The organism is Pseudomonas sp. DY-1, from assembly GCF_003626975.1.
In the GTDB taxonomy this organism is placed as follows: Bacteria; Pseudomonadota; Gammaproteobacteria; order Pseudomonadales; family Pseudomonadaceae; genus Metapseudomonas.
The window spans coordinates 2100809-2118821 of sequence record NZ_CP032616.1 but is presented as its reverse complement, the minus strand read 5'-3'; the positions used below and the strand labels follow the sequence as shown (position 1 = coordinate 2118821).

The following is an 18013-nucleotide window of genomic DNA, read 5'->3' as shown; positions in this document are numbered from 1 at the left end:
TACTTTTTGCGTGTTGCCTGGTGTAGGCAGAAATGAAATGCCTTGTTGGCATTCTTGCAGCGCTGCGCGGAAACGCCGGGATGGCGAAACGGCAGCATTGGGCACATCCCTGTGCCTGCGGGATCAGTCGCGTTGCAGCTTGCGGATCAGGGTGCCGATGTCGATGCCGAGCTGCTGGGCGGCCTTGCGCTTGCTGCCCTGGTTCTGGACAGCCTGCAGAATGAGCTGGCGCTCGAAGCGTTGCACCTGGGCCTTGAGATTGCCGCTTGCTTCCTCGCCGGGCGGCGCAATGCTCTCCGCGTCTACCCGCGCCGCTGCGGGGCGGACGAATACCGGGGCGATGAGACCCAGCAACTCAGGCGGCAGATGATGTTCCTGGGCCTCGTCGTCCGCCAGCACGGCCAGACGTTCGAAGACGTTCACCAGTTCGCGGATGTTGCCGGGGTAGTCGTAGTTCATCAGTCGCTGGCGGCAGCCACCTGAGATTCGCAAGGTTGGCTGGCGGTCGCGGTTGATACGCATCAGGAGGATGTCCATGAGCACCGGAAGGTCTTCCAGGTGCTGGCGCAGCGGCGGGATTTCCACCGGGAGCACCGCCAGGCGGTAATAGAGGTCGGCGCGGAATTCGCCGGTTTCCACCAGGCGTCGCAGGTCCTTGTTGGTGGCGGCGATCACCTGTACCTGGACCGTCTTGGAGAGCGGCGAGCCCACCGACTGGATGCTGCCGTCCTCGAGGAACTTGAGCAGCTTGGCCTGCACATGCAGCGGGATTTCGCCTATCTCGTCGAGGAACAGCGTGCCGCCTGAGGCGCTCTCGATGTAGCCGCGCTTACCGCCCTGCAGGGCGCCGGTGAAGGCGCCGCGCTCGTAGCCGAACATCTCGGACTCGAACAGGCTTTCAGGAATGCTGCCGCAGTTGACGTGTATGAACGGGCGGTCGCCCCACCCGGCGGCGCGGTGAATGTGCCGGGCGATGGCGGTCTTGCCGACGCCGGGTTCGCCCAGCAGGAGCAGTCTGGCGCGGCGGCGGAAAGCGCGCACGCCGGTATCGGCAATGCTGGAAAGCAATGGTGAAAGGTGCAGGGCGTTGTCCTGCGGGTCGCCAAGACCGTTGTTCTCTGCTGGAGCAAAGGATTGCGGGGATGTGCGACGCTGGCTCTCGCGGCCTTCGAAGTCGCGTTGAACCAACAGCGTGTAGGGCTTCTCGTAGGCGCCGGTGGGTACCGCCTGGGTACTGGTGAGGAACATCCGGCCGTCTCGGGAGCGGGTCAGGGCACTGGTGGCGCCACGGCCGATGGCCTGCTGGAAGTCGTCGAAACCGAGTGCCGAGCGTTGGAAGAACTCGGCGTTGGGCAGGCCCAGCGCGTCCTGGCGGGACAGGCGGTTGACCCGTTCGGCTGCAAGGTTGAGGAAACGTACCCGCGATTCACCGTCGCAAAGGATGATGGCCTCGCTGAAACTGTCGAGCAGTGCGTGCAGGGCCGGTGTTTCCAGGAGTGCCGAAAGCACTTCGCTGCTGACGCTCACCGAAGAGCGCATGCCCATTTTCAGGGACGGCAGGAGATTCTTGTCGATCATGGATGCAACTCGTCGCTATGCCGAAGGCCACGCTCGGCTGCACGCAGTACCGCTACTTTCCAGGCCACGCCCTCTTGCATGAGTACGCGCGAGCAATGGACGTTGAACAGTTGCGGCCGGCCGCTCAGGTCGGGCAGCTGCAGGCTGTGCCAGGTGCGTTCCGGCAGCGACTGGTCCAGCAGGGCGTGGGCGATGTTGGTGCCTTGGGTGATGCCGAAGGTGTTCTCGAAGGCGGCGTTGCGCCATTGCGGCTGGAGCGCTTCGTCGATCACCACCACCGCGTCGGGCACCGCGTCGAAGACCCGGCGCAGCGCGTCGATGCGTTGCTCGGCGTCGTGCTGCATGCGCAGCTCCTGGCTGACGTCGCGGATGCTGCCCCACATACGCAGCAGGCGGCCGTTGTGGATGGCGGCGCGCACATCGTTCTCCACATAGGCGGGGGAGCCATCGTGTCGGCGGTCCACCGACAGGGCACCATCGACGCAGAAGCCGGTTTCTACCAGGCGCCGCACGAACTCTTCGTTGGCGGGGCTGCGTGGCCAGTAGAGGCGGACCGGCTGCTGGTTGAAGTCGACGTCCGCCGGCATCTCGTAGACGTCTGCCATGGCGCGGTTGCACATGCGCCAGTAGGAACGGTTCTCGAACACCTGACGGACGATCTCGTCGGGTGTCTGGTTGATGTCCACCGCCTCGGCGAACTCGATGCACCAGTACGCCACCTTGGCGCTGTAGAGCATCTGGCTCATGACTTCGTTGGCGTTCTGCAATTCGTTCACGCGGCGGGTGAGGGCGCCGAGCGGCATCTTGATCAGGTGCAAGCGCGGCGCTGGCACCGTGCGCCATTCCAGGATGCCGCTGGCCAGCACCGGCAGGAGCCCACCGCTGTGGCGTATCAGGTTGAGTTCCAGGTCCTGGATGCGCTCGTCGGCGGGCGGATTGGCGAAAAGCTGGTGCAGGGCACGTACCGATTCGGCGGTGTAGATTTGCTCGATGCCCAGCCCCGGGAGTTCATCCGGCGCGTAGCCGAGCTGATCGCTCAGGCTGGGAGAGATATGCAGCAATTGGCCGCTGACCGAGAGGGTGGTGGAAAGCAGCAGGCCGCGTTCGGCCAGCAGGTGTAATGGGTCCATGTCGATTCCAGATGTGCTGTGCGGGATTCGGACTTACGCCCGCACATTGCGTGCCAGCCGCCATGGACAGTTGGCGCGGGGCCTGCAGCTGAATGCGAGGTGCGAGTGCTGCATTTTTACAGCGCCTCATCGCATGACCACAGCACCTCCGGTCGGCTGATGGAAGGCTTGCCATCCCGGTTCGGCATGCATGCCGGCCGGCTCTTGAGTCACGCACGCTTAGCCGATATCTTGAGTCGCCTAATCATTAGTCTGCTACCAAGCCCTTCCCCGGCAGACGCCCCGGACCCCTGATGAGCTCCCATAGCCCCTTGTCGCAACGCATCGACCAGCCGCTGAAAGGCATCGTGCTGGTCTGCCTGGCTACTTTCCTGTTCTCCAGCCACGACGCGATTTCCAAGTACCTGTCGGCCTTCTACCCCATCGTGATGGTGGTCTGGGTGCGCTATCTGGTGCACACGCTGCTGATGGCGGGCTTCCTGCTGCCGCGCGAAGGCACCCGGGTACTTCGCACCAAGCGCCCGATGCTGCAGATAGCACGAGCGCTCTGTCTGATAGGGGTGAGCCTGCTGTTCACGACCGGACTGCGCTATATCCCGCTGGCCGAGGCGACCTCAGTAATCTTCCTCGCGCCACTATTGGTCACCATGCTTTCGGTACCCCTGCTGCGCGAGCGGGTTTCTCGCGGGCAGTGGGGGGCGGTGCTGGTGGGATTCGCTGGAGTGCTGCTGATCGTGCGCCCAGGCGGTTCGCTGTTCACCCCGGCCGTTCTGTTTCCGTTGGCTGCGGCCGTGTGCTTTGCCTTCTACCAATTGCTGACGCGCATTCTCACCCGCACCGACAGCTCAGCCACCAGCAACTTCATCACCGGCCTGACCAACACGCTGATCATGAGTGCTCTGGTGCCGTTCTTCTGGCATCTGCCGGACAACCTCAGCCATGGTTTGTTGATGCTGGCCCTGGGCACCTGTGGCATGGGCGGGCACATGCTGCTGACCCAGGCGTTCCGCCACGCGTCGCCGCCGCTGCTGGCGCCCTTCGGTTATGGACAGATCGTTTTCGCCGGCCTGCTGGGGTTGCTGCTGTTCAACCACGCGCCGGATCAGATCGGCCTGCTCGGCATCGCCATCATCGTCGGCAGCGGTCTGTTCATGGCCTACGCGCAGAAGCGCTAGCAACTGGCTAGGCGCTTTCCGTCTGGCGCGAGTCCACATAATCCTTCAGCCACCGCAGCACTTGCACCGGCTCCCAGCGGGCCGGGTCGAACAGGGCGTAGGCCTGGCCCTGGTAACCCACGACATCCAGTTGCCGGTGATAGCCGGCACGCTGGAACAGAGCCTCTATCTCCGCCAGGCAGGTGTTGAAGTGCAGTCGACCGAAGGGCGTCTTGCCATCGGTCACCAGACCTTCCAGGCGTAATTCTTCCACCGCTTCGCGGATTTCTTCCGGGGCCATGCGGCTCACGGTGTATTTCAACTGGCGTACGTCCAGCATCGGGTCTTCCTCGGACGGATTCAGTGCAGCCGCCGGCTGGCGAACAAGGGCTGCACCTGGCCACGGGGTGGGAAGGGCAGCGGCAGCTGGTAGGGCAGCGGAACGTTTGATGGAACAGGTTGCTCGGGTATGGGCAATCGGATCGGGGCTGATACAGGCATAGGACTTTTCCTGGATTACTGTATATTTATACAGATATCAGTTGCCGCCGTCTGATGGCAACCAAACCAAAGGAAAAATCTGTTGTCAGTCATTTCCCCCTGACGCAGTACCCGGGAAGAAGAAGCCTGATGATTCGCTCTATCCTGCTGTTTTGCCTGTTGTTTTCCGCAGCCACCGAAGCCGCCGCACCGCGCACGTTCAACGAAGCCAAGAAGGCCGCCTGGAAGCTCTACGCCACGCACCCGGTGGAGTTCTATTGCGGCTGCCGTTACCAGGGCAATCGCGTGGATCTGAAAAGCTGCGGTTACGTGCCGAGGAAGACACCGCAGCGGGCCCAACGCATCGAGTGGGAGCACATCGTGCCGGCCTGGGTGATCGGCCATCAGCGCCAGTGCTGGCAGAAGGGCGGGCGCAAGAACTGCGCGGAGAATGATCCGACCTATCAGCGTGCCGAGGCCGACCTGCACAACCTGGTGCCGAGCATCGGCGAGGTGAATGGCGATCGCAGCAACTACAGCTTCGCCTGGCTGCCGCAGAAACCGAGCCAGTATGGCGCTTGCCCCATGGTGGTGGACTTCAAGGCGCGCAAGGCGATGCCGCGCCAGCAGATCCGCGGCATGATTGCGCGGACCTACTTCTATATGAGCGACCGCTATGGCCTGCGCCTCTCCAGCCAGGATCGCAAGCTCTACAACGCCTGGAACCGCCAGTACCCGGTGGAAGCCTGGGAGCGCAACCGCAACCAGCGCGTGGCCTGCGTGATGGGCTACGGCAATCCGTTCGTGGGCAAGGTGGATATGGGTGTTTGCCGGCGATAGCTAAGCGACTCGGCGCCCAGGGCGACCTTGTGCACACCCAGAGAATTCGTGGTGTGCGCCATGCGCACCACTGAGCCGGCATAAGGGCCAGCGGTGCGCGCGGGGCACCTCACGTTCGTGGCTCTAGCTCCCACCAGCTGGGCAGCAGACGCTGCACCTCCGGTCGCGCAAAGCGGTCGTCGATCAGGTGCACTACGCCCCTGTCCTCGGTCGTGCGGATGACGCGCCCGGCCGCCTGTACCACTTTCTGCAAGCCTGGGTAGAGATAGGCGTAGTCGTAACCGGCGCCGAACTGCGCGGCCATGCGCAACTTCAACTGCTCATTGATAGGGTTCAGCTGTGGCAGGCCAAGGGTGGCGACGAAGGCGCCGATCAGTCGCTCGCCGGGCAGGTCGATACCTTCACCAAATGCACCGCCTAGCACGGCGAAACCGATGCCCTGGCCGCCGGCCTCGAAACGCTCGATGAATGCCTGGCGCGCTGCTTCGTCCATCTGCCGTGCCTGCAGCCAGATGGGAGCCTGCGGATGTTCGCGGGCGAACAGGCTGGCGACCTGCTGCAGGTAGTCGTAGCTGCTGAAGAAGGCCAGGTAGTTGCCGGGGCGTTCCGCAAACTGCCGGGCCATCAGTCGTGTGATGGGTGCGAGCGACGCGCTGCGGTGTTGGTAGCGCGTGGATACGTCGGCGGCAATCCGAACCTGGAGCTGTTCGGCGCTGAAGGGGGAGTCCACTTCCAGCCAGGGTGTGTTGGGCGCCAGCCCGAGCAAGTCGCCGTAATAGTGGCGCGGGTTGAGGGTGGCCGAGAACAGCACGGTGGAGTGGCTGGCGGCGAACCGCGGACCAACGAACGGCGCGGGTATCAGATTGCGCAGGCACAGGCGTGACAGGCTGGCCCCGCCCTTGCCAGGTCGCTTGCTGAGGTCGAACAGTGAATGGCTGCCGAATTGCTCGGCCATGCGCCCGAACTGCATGGCTTCGAAGTAGAAGTCCTGCAGGGCGGCATCCATGGCGGTGGGGTTTTCGGTGAGGTAGTCGGTTATCGCAGTGACCGCGCCCTGAAGTGCGTTCAGCAGCTTTGTCGGAGGCGAGTCATAGGCGCGGTAGTCCCCGGCCTGTTCCCTGTTGAGTTCACTCCAGGTGCGGCCCACTCGTTCCAGGGGTTTTTTCAGCACGGCCGGGGAGTTCTTGCGCAAGACCTTGAGGCTGAGCTGGTCGAGCTCGGCCGAGTACATCTTGCGCGCCCGCTCCACGAGATTGTGCGCTTCGTCCACCAGCACCGCGACACGCCATTGGTTGGCGTTGGCCAGCCCATGGAGAAGGGCGCTTGAGTCGAAGTAGTAGTTGTAGTCGCCCACGACCACGTCGCTCCAGCGCGCCATCTCCTGGGCCAGGTAGTAGGGGCAGACCTGATGGGCAAGCGCCACTTCGCGAATGGCTTCGCGGTTGAGCCAACGGCGCTCGGCTGCAGCCTTGCGAGCGCCTGGGAGGCGTTCGTAGAAGCCGCTGGCAAGGGGGCAGGACTCGCCGTGGCAGGCATTCTCCGGGTGTTCGCAAGCCTTGTCGCGGGCGACCAGTTCCAGCACTCGAAGGGGCTCGGCATCGATCTGGCGCAGGGCATCGAGGGCCAGTTGGCGACCGGGAGTTTTCGCCGCGAGGAAGAACACCTTGTCCAGCCCTTGGCGCGGAACCGCCTTGAGAAGGGGGAACAGGGTGCCGAGGGTCTTGCCGATTCCGGTGGGTGCCTGAGCCATCAGGCAACAGCCGGTGCTTGCCGCCTTGTACACGGCCTCGGCGAGCTGGCGCTGGCCCTGGCGGAATCCGGAATGGGGAAAGGTCAGTGCTTCGAGATCGGTGTTGCGCGCCTTTGCATGGGAGAGTTCCTGTTCCCCCCAGGCGATGAAGCGTTGGCATTGGGATTCGAAGAACAGTCGCAGGTCCTCGGCCGTGTGGTGTTCGGTGAGCAGAGTTTCCTTCTGGCTGCCGATATCGAAATAGACCAGCGCCAGTTCGATCTCCGTCAGCGACTGCTGCTGGCAGAGCAGCCAGCCGTAGACCTTGACCTGGGCCCAGTGCAAGTGCCGGTGGTTATCCGGCATGCGCTGGAGATCACCGCGATAGGTCTTCACTTCTTCCAGGCGATTCAGAGCCGGGTCGTAACCGTCAGCGCGACCGCGCACTCGCAGCGGGCCGAATTCACCACTCAAGGCCACTTCCGTCTGGTAACCCTCGCCACGACGGCTGGCCACCAGCGCGTGACCCGCGATGCCTTCCTGGGCCGTGGGCGCCGGGGTGAAGCGCAGGTCGAGGTCGCCTGTCTTGGCGGTGAACTCGCAGAGCGCGCGTACGGCGACGCTGTAGCTCACGTCAGGCGTCCGCCCATTGCACGTAGCAGACTTCCACCGGAATCCCGTGCTGGGCGCAGAACTCCAGCCAGCGCAGCTGGTTGTCCTGCAGGCGGTCGCCGGGGCCTTTCACCTCTATCAGACGATAGCGGCGTTCGGCCGGCCAGAACTGGATCAGATCCGGCAGGCCAGCGCGGTTGGACTTGATGTCGGCGAGGATGCGCTGGAAGCAGGCTTTGAGCTGCACGGCCGGCAGGCAGGCCAGGGCCTGGTCGAGCAGGTCTTTGTCCAGGTTGCCCCAGTAGACGAAGGGCGACAGTACCCCCTGTTTGGCGGCGAAGGTCCGGCGAATGCTTGTCTGGTAGGCATCGCTGTCCAGTTGCGCCAGGCAGGCATCGAACATTTCCGCCCGGCGCGCACGGAAATCAGGGCTGAGCAGGTCCGCCGGACCATTGTGGAAGGGATGAAAGAAAGCGCCGGGCAGCGCGGCGAAGATGGCGTCCCAGCACAGCAGGCCGAACAGCGAGTTCAGCAAGGTGTTCTCCACGTAGTGCACGGGCGCGCCGTCGTCGTTGAAATGCAGCAGCACGGCATGCTCCACCGAGAGCGGTTCAGGGGGCTGCGGCAACACGAGGTCGATGCGCTGCACCGTTGTGCGGCCGACAGATGGCTCTTTTGGCAGCGCGAGTTTCCGGCGCAAGCGCGGCAGAATGCGGGTCAGGTGCTGCTGCTCCTCCTCGCTCTCGGGCGCCCCACTGGCGAATTGCGCGAGACTGAACGCATCGTCATGGGCCTCCAGGCGTTCGAGCACGCGGATGCGCCGCACCCGCGCCCCTGGATAGTCGCAAAGGCCGTACAGGCCCAGCGCCGCTTCAAGTAGCGCGCAGCGCTCGCAATGCTGGCCGACCTGGAACAGCAGCTTGCGTCGACGTGCATCCAGCCAGGGGTTGGCGTGGGGCTCGGCGGGCAGTTCAGGCAGCAATTGCTCGATTGCCTCGCCGTCTTCGAAGCGTTCCCGCAAACGGTGCAGGTAAAGGTAGTAGTCGAGGTCTGCGCGTTCGCGAAAACCTCTCGCCGAGGTGTCGATCTCCACCTTCTCGTACTGGTAGATGCCCAGATCAGCGAGGACGAACTCGGACCAGTCCTGGTAGAGGTTGCCGAAGAACATTAGCCTCAGGCGGTCGCAGATATCCATCAGTCCGAGGGCGTAGACGCAATCGCTGCTGGCCGGGCACCAGAGCGCAAAGGTACGGCCTTCATTGTATTGAGTTAGCAGGTTTTCCAGGCGCTCCGCCTTGCGCCCCGGCGCTTTGCCGAAGCAGGCATCCACTTCGCCCAGCGTAAGCAGTCCGAATAGCTGCGCCAGGTCCAGTTCCGGCGCCGCATCCAGCCAGCCAAGCGCCAGTAGCGGCAGGGCCGCCGCACGGGTATCGCCTATCTCTGCGTAGTTCAACTTACTGGCTCGGAACAGTGTGCCCTTGCGCATCACCATGCGAACCAGTAGCGCCTGGGAGGCGCGGGGCAGGGCGCGGAAATTCTCGATGAACGTCTGCTCGTCTCCGTCGAGGAGGTCGTGATAACGCTCGCTGATCCAGTCCAGCAGGGTGTGGAAGTTGAGCAGGTAGTAGAACGGATCGTCGAGGGTGGCGGGCATGGTGAGGGAGGCAGACTGGACTTTTACTGTGGATATATACAGATATCAGGCGCGACAGGGGCGCGGCAAATGCATTTCGATCAGTGGGTCCCAGCTGGCGGCAGCCAGTCTCCCAGTTCTGAAATGCTGCGCCCTTTGAGCGAAACGACACTATTTATTTTGTCGCGCCTGAAGCTAAAAAACCTATATCCAAAGCCTTCTGGCGCGCGGGCCGGGCGCTTTTCGTGCTGGCAGCTTTTTCCTAGCCAGCGACTACAAAAATCATAATTTCGCGATTGCCTCGCTCTGAACAGAATGCGGCCAACACCCCCACAGATAGCCGCATCAGCAGAACAAGAATGATCAGAGTCAGAGGAGGCAAGCGATGACCGACCTGAACCAGACCGCGTTTCAGAAGTACGCGGACAAGGCAGTTGAAAGAATAGAGATCGATACGCTGGTTGTTGGTGCCGGTCAGGCCGGCGTGGCCATGAGTGAGCACCTGACCAAGCTCGGGGTACCGCATCTGGTACTGGAGCGCAATCGAATCGCGGAAGCCTGGCGCACCGGGCGCTGGGATTCGCTGGTGGCCAATGGGCCGGCCTGGCACGACCGCTTCCCCGGGTTGGAATTCGACCTCGATCCCGACGCCTTCGCTCCCAAAGAGCAGGTTGCAGCTTACTTCGAAGCCTACGCCAAGCAGTTCGATGCCCCGATCCGCACCGGCGTGGAAGTGAAATCAGTGGTGCGCAATACCGACCGTCCGGGGTTCACCATCGAAACCTCCGAGGGTGTGATCCAGGCAAACCGAGTGGTGGCCGCTACCGGGCCTTTCCAGCGCCCGATCATTCCGCCGATTGCGCCGACCAATGCAAGGGTCACGCAGATTCACTCGGCCCAGTACCGCAATCCGCAGCAACTGCCTGAAGGCGGCGTGCTGGTGGTTGGGGCCGGGTCTTCGGGCGTGCAGATTGCCGATGAGCTGCAGCGTGCCGGCAAGCAGGTCTACCTTTCGGTCGGGCCGCATGATCGTCCGCCGCGCGCCTATCGCAACCGTGATTTCTGCTGGTGGCTTGGCGTGCTCGGTCTGTGGGACGCGGAGGCCGCCCAACCTGGCAAGGAACACGTGACCATCGCCGTGAGCGGGGCCCGTGGTGGCCATACGGTCGACTTCCGTGGACTGGCCCATCAGGGAGTGACGTTGGTTGGGCTCACCAAGTCGTTCGATGGCGACGCGGTCACCTTCCAGGCAGACCTTGTGGAGAACATCGCCCGCGGTGATGAGAACTACCTGTCCCTGCTGGATGCAGCGGACGCTTACATCGAGCGCAATGGACTCGACCTCCCGGAGGAGCCCGAAGCCCGCGCTACTTACCCGGACCCGGAATGCATGAGCAATCCGATTCTCGAGCTGGACCTGGCGAAGGCAGGGGTTACCTCGATCATCTGGGCAACCGGTTACGCGGTCGATTACAGCTGGCTGAAGGTCAATGCCTTCGACGCCAAGGGCAAGCCGCAACACCAGCGCGGTGTGTCGGCCGAGCCGGGCGTTTATTTCCTCGGCCTGCCGTGGCTTTCCCGTCGTGGCTCCACCTTTATCTGGGGTGTTTGGCACGACGCCAAGCATATCGCCGACCACATTGCTACCCAGCACAAGTATCTCGCCTACCGCGATGCCTCTCAGCGCCAGGCGAAAGACTGAGCGAAAACGTTTCCGTGCAGGCGACTGCCGCTATTCGTGTGTTCAAACAATCAGATTTCTGGAAGTGATTCGATGCCTACCCATACTCGCATTCGCATGTTCAATACCAAGGACACCTATCCGAACCAGTCGCTGGACAACGACCTGTGCCAGGCCGTGCGTGCCGGCAACACCGTCTATGTGCGCGGCCAGGTCGGTACGGATTTCGAAGGTCGACTGGTCGGCCTCGGCGATCCGCGCGCCCAGACCGAGCAGGCGATGAAAAACGTCAAGCAGTTGCTGGAAGAGGCGGGCAGCGACCTGTCCCACATCGTCAAGACCACCACCTACCTGATCGATCCACGCTACCGCGAGCCGGTCTACCAGGAAGTCGGCAAATGGCTCAAAGGCGTATTCCCGATCTCTACCGGGTTGGTGGTTTCGGCCCTGGGCCAGCCCCAGTGGCTGATGGAGATTGATGTGATCGCGGTAATTCCGGACGACTGGCAGTCGGCACAGGCATAAGGAGCAGGACCATGACGTTCTCTATCATCGGACGCTGCCCTGAAACGGGTCAGCTCGGCATCGCCATCAGCTCGTCGAGTATCGCGGTCGGCGCCCGTTGCCCCTGGGTGCGGGCCGGGGTTGGTGCGGTGGCGACCCAGAACGTCACCCTGCCGGCCCTGGGGCCGCAGATTCTCGATCTGCTCGACGCGCAGCAACTGGAGCCTGCGGCAGCCCTTGATCGGGCGCTCAGCACCAACGGCTGGAGCCAATATCGCCAGGTCACGGTGATCGATAGCCAGGGCCGCACCGCGCTGTTCAGTGGTAGCGAGGCTCTGGGCGTTCACAACGCGGTTGCTGGCGAGCAGTGCGTCGCAGCAGGGAATCTATTGTCTGCAACCCAAGTAATTGAAGCCATGGTGCAGGCATTCGAGTCTGCACCCGGGCTTCTCGCGGACCGTCTGCTGGCAGCCATGCATGCCGCGATGGCCGCAGGTGGCGAAGCGGGTCCGGTTCACTCTGCAGCACTAAAGGTGATGGGTGATCTCACTTGGCCGCTCGTCGATCTGCGGGTCGACTGGGCGGATGAGGATCCCATCGGCCAGCTGGAGACGCTCTGGCGGGCCTATCGGCCGCAGATGCAGGACTATGTCACCCGTGCGCTGAATCCGACGGCGGCTCCCAGCTATGGGGTGCCGGGTGATGAGTGAAGTGTCCAGTCGCGATCTGCTCGAACGACTGATCGGTTTCGCTACCGTCAGTCGGGATTCCAACCTGGAGTTGATCGCCTTCATCCGCGATTACCTGGCGGGGCTCGGCGTGGAAAGCGAGCTCTCCTACAACCTGGAGCGCACCAAGGCCAACCTGTTCGCCACCATCGGTCCTCGCGACCGAGGTGGTGTTGTGCTTTCAGGTCATACCGACGTAGTGCCTGTGGAGGGGCAGGCCTGGACGGTCGAGCCGTTCAGGCTGACGGAGAGGGAAGGGCGCTTGTATGGGCGCGGTACGGCGGATATGAAAGGCTTCATCGCCTCCGTCCTGGCCGCAGTACCAGCCTTTCTGGAGCAGCCGCTGACGCTTCCGGTACATCTGGCCTTCTCTTATGACGAGGAGGTGGGCTGCCTGGGTGTGCGACCCATGCTGGCGGAGTTGGAGAAGCGTCCACATAAGCCGCGCTTGTGCCTGATCGGCGAACCCACGGAGTTGAAGCCGGTGCTAGGCCATAAGGGCAAGCTGGCCATGCGCTGTCAGATTCAAGGTGCCGCCTGCCATTCCGCCTACGCGCCCTATGGCGTGAATGCCATCGAGTACGCGGCGCGGCTGATTGGCAAGCTGGGCGAGATTGGCGCGGACCTGGCCCGGCCGGAACGCCATGACGAGCGTTTCGATCCACCTTTTTCCACGGTGCAGACTGGCACCATCAAAGGCGGACGGGCGTTGAATATCGTCCCGGCGGAATGCGAGTTCGACTTCGAGGTGCGTGCTCTGCCGGGATTCGATGCGCAGCAGGTGGCCGATGAGCTGCAGGTTTATGCCGAGGCCGAGCTGGCACCGCAGATGCGCAGGGTACAAGCGAACACGGGCATCAGCCTGAGGCCATTGAGTGCCTATCCGGGGCTGGCCACTCCGCCCGACAGTGAAGCAGCTCGTCTGTTGGCACTTATCTGTGGTTCGGCGGAGTTCGGCACAGTGGCATTTGGCACCGAGGGCGGGTTGTTCGACCAGGCCGGCATTCCAACTGTCGTCTGTGGCCCGGGCAGCATGGATCAAGGCCATAAGCCCGACGAATACGTCAGCTTGGAACAGCTGGCGGAGTGCGACTTGATGCTGCGCCGCCTGGCGCTTTATCTGCGGGGCGAAGACCGCCTGCTGTAGACTGCCGCACCCCTATCTATATGGCTGGGCTGCGTGATTGACGGGCGTCAACCCCATTGCTACCATTCCAGCCCTTATGTTGGCTCGATTCCTCCGTCCGGAGGTTGAAAAAGCCAATGTCAACCCCGAGTTTTGCGTCGGTTTCCGCATTCGCGGAAGACGGCGCCACCGGGGCGGCGCGGGATACCAGCTTCGATCCCCGTCGCTTCTATTGATGACTTGACCGCATTGGCTGGAGTGCGGAATAGGGCCTTTCCTGGCCTTTGACTACAGGTATGAACATGAGCGAAAGCTTTGCAGAACTTTTTGAAGAAAGCCTGAAATCCCTCGACATGCAGCCGGGTGCCATCATCACCGGCATCGTGGTCGACATTGATGGTGACTGGGTCACCGTCCATGCTGGCCTGAAATCCGAGGGCGTCATCCCGGTCGAGCAGTTCTATAACGAACAAGGCGAACTGACCATCAAAGTGGGTGACGAGGTCCACGTTGCGCTTGACGCGGTGGAAGACGGCTTCGGTGAAACCAAGCTGTCCCGCGAAAAAGCCAAGCGCGCCGAGTCCTGGCTGGTTCTGGAAGCCGCCTTCAACGCCGAAGAAGTGGTCAAGGGCGTTATCAATGGCAAGGTCAAGGGCGGTTTCACCGTCGACGTCAGCGGCATCCGCGCGTTCCTGCCGGGCTCCCTGGTCGACGTGCGTCCCGTACGCGACACCACCCACCTGGAAGGCAAGGAACTCGAGTTCAAGGTCATCAAGCTGGATCAGAAGCGCAACAACGTTGTCGTTTCCCGTCGCAGCGTCCTGGAAGCCGAGAACAGCGCCGAGCGCGAAGCTCTGCTGGAATCCCTGCAGGAAGGCCAGCAAGTCAAAGGTATCGTCAAGAACCTCACCGACTACGGTGCGTTTGTTGACCTGGGCGGCGTAGACGGCCTGCTGCACATCACCGACATGGCTTGGAAGCGCATCAAGCACCCGTCCGAGATCGTCAACGTTGGCGACGAGATCGACGTGAAGGTCCTGAAGTTCGACCGCGAGCGCAACCGCGTCTCCCTGGGTCTGAAGCAACTGGGCGAAGACCCATGGGTTGCCATCAAGGCTCGTTACCCGGAAGGCACTCGTGTGACCGCCCGCGTAACCAACCTCACCGACTACGGCTGCTTCGCCGAGCTGGAAGAGGGTGTGGAAGGCCTGGTACACGTTTCCGAAATGGACTGGACCAACAAAAACATCCACCCGTCGAAAGTCGTTCAGGTTGGCGACGAAGTGGAAGTTCAGGTTCTGGACATCGACGAAGAGCGTCGTCGTATCTCCCTGGGCATCAAGCAGTGCAAGTCCAACCCGTGGGAAGACTTCTCCAGCCGCTTCAACAAGGGCGACAAGATCTCCGGCACCATCAAGTCGATCACCGATTTCGGTATCTTCATCGGCCTGGAAGGTGGTATCGACGGTCTGGTTCACCTGTCCGACATCTCCTGGAACGAAGTTGGCGAAGAAGCCGTACGCCGTTTCAAGAAGGGCGACGAGCTGGAAACCGTCATCCTCTCCGTTGATCCGGAGCGTGAGCGCATCTCCCTGGGCATCAAGCAACTGGAAGACGATCCGTTCTCCAGCTACGCCTCCATGCACGAGAAGGGCAGCATCGTTCGCGGCACCGTGAAAGAAGTTGACGCCAAGGGTGCTGTAATCAGCCTCGGCGGCGAGATCGAAGGTGTTCTGAAGGCTTCCGAAATCAGCCGTGACCGTGTTGAAGACGCTCGCAACGTGCTGAAGGAAGGCGAAGAAGTCGAAGCCAAGATCATCAGCATCGACCGTAAGAGCCGCGTAATCAGCCTCTCCATCAAGTCCAAGGACGTTGATGACGAGAAGGACGCCATGAAGGAACTGCGCAAGCAGGAAGTCGAGTCCACCGGCCCGACCACTATTGGTGACCTGATCCGTGCTCAGATGGAGAACCAGGGCTAATCACCCTGCTCCATTAGCAAAAAGGGCGGCCTAGGCCGCCCTTTTTGTTGCCTGTGATTTACCTTCCTGCGCTAAGGCTGTTCAAAGCCCCTCTGGCGTGCTAAAAACTCATTGAGCTGATCTAGCCGCTTGAATTAGAAGGGAAAACCATGACCAAGTCGGAGTTGATCGAACGAATCGTAACGCATCAGGGACAGCTTTCATCCAAGGATGTAGAGCTTGCCATCAAGACCATGCTCGAGCAGATGTCCCAGGCGTTGGCGACGGGGGACCGGATCGAGATTCGTGGATTTGGTAGCTTTTCACTTCACTTTCGTGCGCCGCGAGTTGGGCGGAACCCCAAGACGGGCGAGTCCGTCAGGCTCGACGGAAAATTTGTTCCACACTTTAAGCCGGGGAAAGAGTTGCGAGACAGAGTGAACGAGCCAGAATAACGAAGACTCTACGAGATTCCTTTCTGTGGCTTGGGGTGGATTAAGTAGTACCTAGCGTTCGATGGCCCAAAAATCATGTGCTGAGCAAGACGCTGTTTTTCAGGAAGGATACCGATTCGATTCCTTTCGTTCTATTTTGCAAGCTGTTTTGATAGCTTGTAACAGTTGCTTTATGTATTTTTATATTGGTTTAGAATCGTCAATCTGATTTTTATTTAATGGCTGCTTAGGGGTTCCTTTGAGTAACGACTACCACGGACAGATGGCTCGGGATGAAATTGGCCTTTCGACTCTACTTCTTGCGCTGTGGGAGCGTAAGCTTTGGGTGGCCATTATTGCTGCTGCTTGCACCCTGATTTCAGTCCTCTATTTATCCAAGGGGAAACCGATCTATCAGGCTCAGGTCTATTTGACACCTCCTACAGAACTTCAGGTTTCCACGCTGAATGTTGGGCGAGGAGCGGGGACCGAGTTTGCCGCCTATTCGAGCGACAGGGTGTTTGCCTTGCTTAAAAAGAACCTGGTCTCCGCTCAGGCGCGCCAGGAGTATTTCAAGCAGATTTCTCAAACAGCGGCGCCCATGGTTACGTTCTCCGTGGAGCCATCGCCCGAACGCTTGGTTCTTGTGGCTACTGGCGAAACATCCGAGTCGGTAGTTCAGCATGCGAAGGGGTTTCTGGTTGTAGTTGATCGCTTGGCGCGGAAGGAAATCACTGAAAGTTCCAATGAGGAATTTGCTGTCAAGAGAAAAAGCATAAAGCTCGAGATGGCAGCATTGCGTAAAATCGCGAAGCTGAGAAGGGCCGATCAAATTCATAGGCTGCAGGAAGCCCTCAGTGTTGCCGAATCAATCAAGTTGGTGAAGATGGATGCTTCGCTTGCTGGGCGAGATGCAGTGGCTGCCATCTCCGATAGCCTGATGTATCTGAAAGGTACAGAGGTCTTGAAGGCCGAATTGCGAGTCTTGGAGAACAGGTCTTCTGACGATGCCTTCATACCCATGCTCAGAACCTTGCAGGAAAAGCTTGAGGTTCTTAGTGTGCGGGACGTAAGACCTGAAGATGTAACCGCCTTCAATCAAGATGGACGGATAGTTTCTTCAGAGGTTTCCGTTGGTCCGCGCAAAGTTGTAAAAGTGGCAATTGGTTTGATCTTTGGACTGGGTCTCGGTGTTTTTCTCGCACTTGCTCAGTTCCTAATTAAGCGTGGGCGCCTGTGATGCACAAAAGCCGCCTTTTGAGTATCGTTATACCCACTCACAATCGATCCAGATATGCAGTGGAGTGCGTAAAAAGCATACTCGAGATCGACTCCGATGAGTTTGAGGTGGTTATTCATGATACGAGCAATGATGGCTGCGAGTTAAGGGCCTGGGCGGCCGGCGTTCCTGATGATCGACTTCGGTATGTTCATTGGGGCGAACCCCTGTCGATGACTCAGAATCATGAGCACGCTATTGCACTGGCGTGCGGTGAGTATGTCTGCCTGATAGGCGATGACGATAGCGTGTCGAGCCAGATCATCGCAGCGGCCAAGTTCGCAGATGGAATGGGGATTGATATTCTCACTCCTGAAATCAAAGCGATGTATTCGTGGCCTGACTTCAAAACTAGCTTCTATGGCAGTGCTCATGCAGGCAAGCTTTATCTCGGAAAGATCAGCCGGCAATTATTGAAGAAGGACTCGGCGCAAGCCCTGAGGATGTCTCTGGATAATGCATGCCAAGGGACCGACGGGTTGCCCAAGCTCTATCATGGACTGGTTAGACGAGCGCTCCTGGATAAGCTCAGGGAATCTACGGGGTTGGTCTTCTATGGGACGAGCCCAGATATTTCCGTGTCATTAGGGTTGGCTCTTTTAAGTTCTCATTTTTATGTGGTTGACTTTCCCTTCACCATTCCAGGTGCTTCCGGGGGGAGTAACACTGGGCGCAGTGCAGTTAACAAGCACAAAGGCGATATCAAGAGCGACCCGCATATGCAGCCTTTCAAGAACCTTGATTGGCCAAAGGAGCTTCCGTTCTTTTTCAGTGTTGAAACCGTTTGGGGGCATTCTGCTTGGGAAACCTTGAAGTTGCGCGCCCCCGAGTTGTTGGCTGACTTTAACCTGAACAGGTTTTTCGCGGTATGCAAATCCCGGCACTCGGATTATCGAGAAGCAATAGGGGCGGCTGAAGCGTATCTCTCCAGTGTCACAGGACGGAGGTACTCTCCAGGGGCGGTAAAGCAGGCTCGATTAAAATTTTTCTTCGAGCGCTTGGTGGGAAGGGCCAAGCGAATGCTGCATCCGTTACCTAACAATGGCATGGAGGCCCACGGCCCGTATGAAAATGTTCGGTATGCAAAGCATATGCTTGAACAGTTATTGGGCGATGACCCAATGTTCAAGAGATAGGTGTCCTC

Annotated in this window: 15 protein-coding genes; 10 read left to right on the top strand and 5 right to left on the bottom strand. The window is 60.5% G+C overall.

Annotated features, from left to right (window positions below; genetic code table 11):
• Positions 1–123 precede the first annotated feature (123 nt).
• Both D6Z43_RS10205 and D6Z43_RS10200 read right to left on the bottom strand, forming a co-directional pair.
• Entirely contained in the window at positions 124–1578 is a 1455-nt protein-coding gene (locus D6Z43_RS10205; protein ID WP_120651820.1) for a sigma-54-dependent Fis family transcriptional regulator, read from the bottom strand.
• Positions 1575–2708, bottom strand: a complete 1134-nt coding sequence (locus D6Z43_RS10200; RefSeq protein ID WP_120651819.1) for a PAS domain-containing protein — start codon at positions 2706–2708, stop codon at positions 1575–1577. The genes D6Z43_RS10205 and D6Z43_RS10200 overlap by 4 nt, the downstream gene beginning before the upstream one ends.
• Before the next feature lie 293 nt (positions 2709–3001).
• Between D6Z43_RS10200 and D6Z43_RS10195 the strand changes: the two genes are divergently transcribed.
• Entirely contained in the window at positions 3002–3883 is an 882-nt protein-coding gene (locus tag D6Z43_RS10195; protein WP_120651818.1) for a DMT family transporter, read from the top strand.
• A gap of 7 nt (positions 3884–3890) precedes the next feature.
• Here D6Z43_RS10195 and D6Z43_RS10190 read toward each other — a convergent pair whose 3' ends face one another.
• Complete coding sequence (locus D6Z43_RS10190) at positions 3891–4202, bottom strand: transcriptional regulator (RefSeq protein ID WP_120651817.1); 312 nt, start codon at positions 4200–4202, stop codon at positions 3891–3893.
• Positions 4203–4492: 290 nt separating this feature from the next.
• Between D6Z43_RS10190 and D6Z43_RS10185 the strand changes: the two genes are divergently transcribed.
• On the top strand, positions 4493–5182 hold the full coding sequence (locus D6Z43_RS10185) for an endonuclease (protein WP_371924370.1): 690 nt from the start codon (positions 4493–4495) through the stop codon (positions 5180–5182).
• Between the two features lie 109 nt (positions 5183–5291).
• Here the strand turns inward: D6Z43_RS10185 and D6Z43_RS10180 are convergent, their stop codons facing one another.
• Both D6Z43_RS10180 and D6Z43_RS10175 read right to left on the bottom strand, forming a co-directional pair.
• Entirely contained in the window at positions 5292–7544 is a 2253-nt protein-coding gene (locus D6Z43_RS10180) for an ATP-dependent DNA helicase (protein WP_120651816.1), read from the bottom strand.
• Between the two features lies 1 nt (position 7545).
• Complete coding sequence (locus tag D6Z43_RS10175) at positions 7546–9177, bottom strand: VRR-NUC domain-containing protein (RefSeq protein WP_120651815.1); 1632 nt, start codon at positions 9175–9177, stop codon at positions 7546–7548.
• A 364-nt stretch (positions 9178–9541) separates the two neighbouring features.
• Between D6Z43_RS10175 and D6Z43_RS10170 the strand changes: the two genes are divergently transcribed.
• From D6Z43_RS10170 to D6Z43_RS10135, 8 genes are all read left to right on the top strand, one after another.
• Positions 9542–10858 carry an NAD(P)/FAD-dependent oxidoreductase gene (locus tag D6Z43_RS10170; protein WP_120651814.1) on the top strand — a complete coding sequence of 439 codons (1317 nt, stop codon included), beginning with the start codon at positions 9542–9544 and terminating at the stop codon, positions 10856–10858.
• A 72-nt stretch (positions 10859–10930) separates the two neighbouring features.
• Complete coding sequence (locus D6Z43_RS10165; RefSeq protein ID WP_077525271.1) at positions 10931–11362, top strand: RidA family protein; 432 nt, start codon at positions 10931–10933, stop codon at positions 11360–11362.
• 11 nt (positions 11363–11373) lie between these two features.
• A complete protein-coding gene (locus tag D6Z43_RS10160; protein ID WP_120651813.1) occupies positions 11374–12051 on the top strand; it encodes a DUF1028 domain-containing protein in 678 nt (225 codons plus the stop codon).
• Positions 12044–13216 (top strand): acetylornithine deacetylase, encoded by a 1173-nt coding sequence (gene argE, locus D6Z43_RS10155; protein WP_120651812.1) that lies wholly within the window; start codon positions 12044–12046, stop codon positions 13214–13216. Before D6Z43_RS10160 ends, argE begins: the two co-directional genes overlap by 8 nt.
• 281 nt (positions 13217–13497) lie before the next feature.
• Positions 13498–15177, top strand: coding sequence for a 30S ribosomal protein S1 (gene rpsA / locus D6Z43_RS10150; protein WP_077525291.1), 1680 nt, complete (start codon positions 13498–13500; stop codon positions 15175–15177).
• Positions 15178–15326: 149 nt separating this feature from the next.
• Complete coding sequence (ihfB, locus tag D6Z43_RS10145; protein WP_120651811.1) at positions 15327–15611, top strand: integration host factor subunit beta; 285 nt, start codon at positions 15327–15329, stop codon at positions 15609–15611.
• A 238-nt stretch (positions 15612–15849) separates the two neighbouring features.
• Complete coding sequence (locus D6Z43_RS10140; RefSeq protein WP_162945829.1) at positions 15850–16830, top strand: Wzz/FepE/Etk N-terminal domain-containing protein; 981 nt, start codon at positions 15850–15852, stop codon at positions 16828–16830.
• Entirely contained in the window at positions 16830–18005 is a 1176-nt protein-coding gene (locus D6Z43_RS10135) for a glycosyltransferase (protein WP_120651809.1), read from the top strand. Before D6Z43_RS10140 ends, D6Z43_RS10135 begins: the two co-directional genes overlap by 1 nt.
• The last annotated feature ends 8 nt before the right edge of the window (positions 18006–18013 follow it).

Bases quoted from the DNA above. Each gene is read 5' to 3' on its own strand.
- ihfB (WP_120651811.1), top strand. From the start codon at position 15,327: ATGACCAAGTCGGAGTTGATCGAACGAATCGTAACGCATCAGGGACAG.
- D6Z43_RS10135 (WP_120651809.1), top strand. From the start codon at position 16,830: ATGCACAAAAGCCGCCTTTTGAGTATCGTTATACCCACTCACAATCGA.
- argE (WP_120651812.1), top strand. From the start codon at position 12,044: ATGAGTGAAGTGTCCAGTCGCGATCTGCTCGAACGACTGATCGGTTTC.
- D6Z43_RS10165 (WP_077525271.1), top strand. From the start codon at position 10,931: ATGCCTACCCATACTCGCATTCGCATGTTCAATACCAAGGACACCTAT.
- D6Z43_RS10185 (WP_371924370.1), top strand. From the start codon at position 4,493: ATGATTCGCTCTATCCTGCTGTTTTGCCTGTTGTTTTCCGCAGCCACC.
- D6Z43_RS10195 (WP_120651818.1), top strand. From the start codon at position 3,002: ATGAGCTCCCATAGCCCCTTGTCGCAACGCATCGACCAGCCGCTGAAA.
- rpsA (WP_077525291.1), top strand. From the start codon at position 13,498: ATGAGCGAAAGCTTTGCAGAACTTTTTGAAGAAAGCCTGAAATCCCTC.
- D6Z43_RS10200 (WP_120651819.1), bottom strand. From the start codon at position 2,708: ATGGACCCATTACACCTGCTGGCCGAACGCGGCCTGCTGCTTTCCACC.
- D6Z43_RS10190 (WP_120651817.1), bottom strand. From the start codon at position 4,202: ATGCTGGACGTACGCCAGTTGAAATACACCGTGAGCCGCATGGCCCCG.
- D6Z43_RS10205 (WP_120651820.1), bottom strand. From the start codon at position 1,578: ATGATCGACAAGAATCTCCTGCCGTCCCTGAAAATGGGCATGCGCTCT.
- D6Z43_RS10175 (WP_120651815.1), bottom strand. From the start codon at position 9,177: ATGCCCGCCACCCTCGACGATCCGTTCTACTACCTGCTCAACTTCCAC.
- D6Z43_RS10170 (WP_120651814.1), top strand. From the start codon at position 9,542: ATGACCGACCTGAACCAGACCGCGTTTCAGAAGTACGCGGACAAGGCA.
- D6Z43_RS10160 (WP_120651813.1), top strand. From the start codon at position 11,374: ATGACGTTCTCTATCATCGGACGCTGCCCTGAAACGGGTCAGCTCGGC.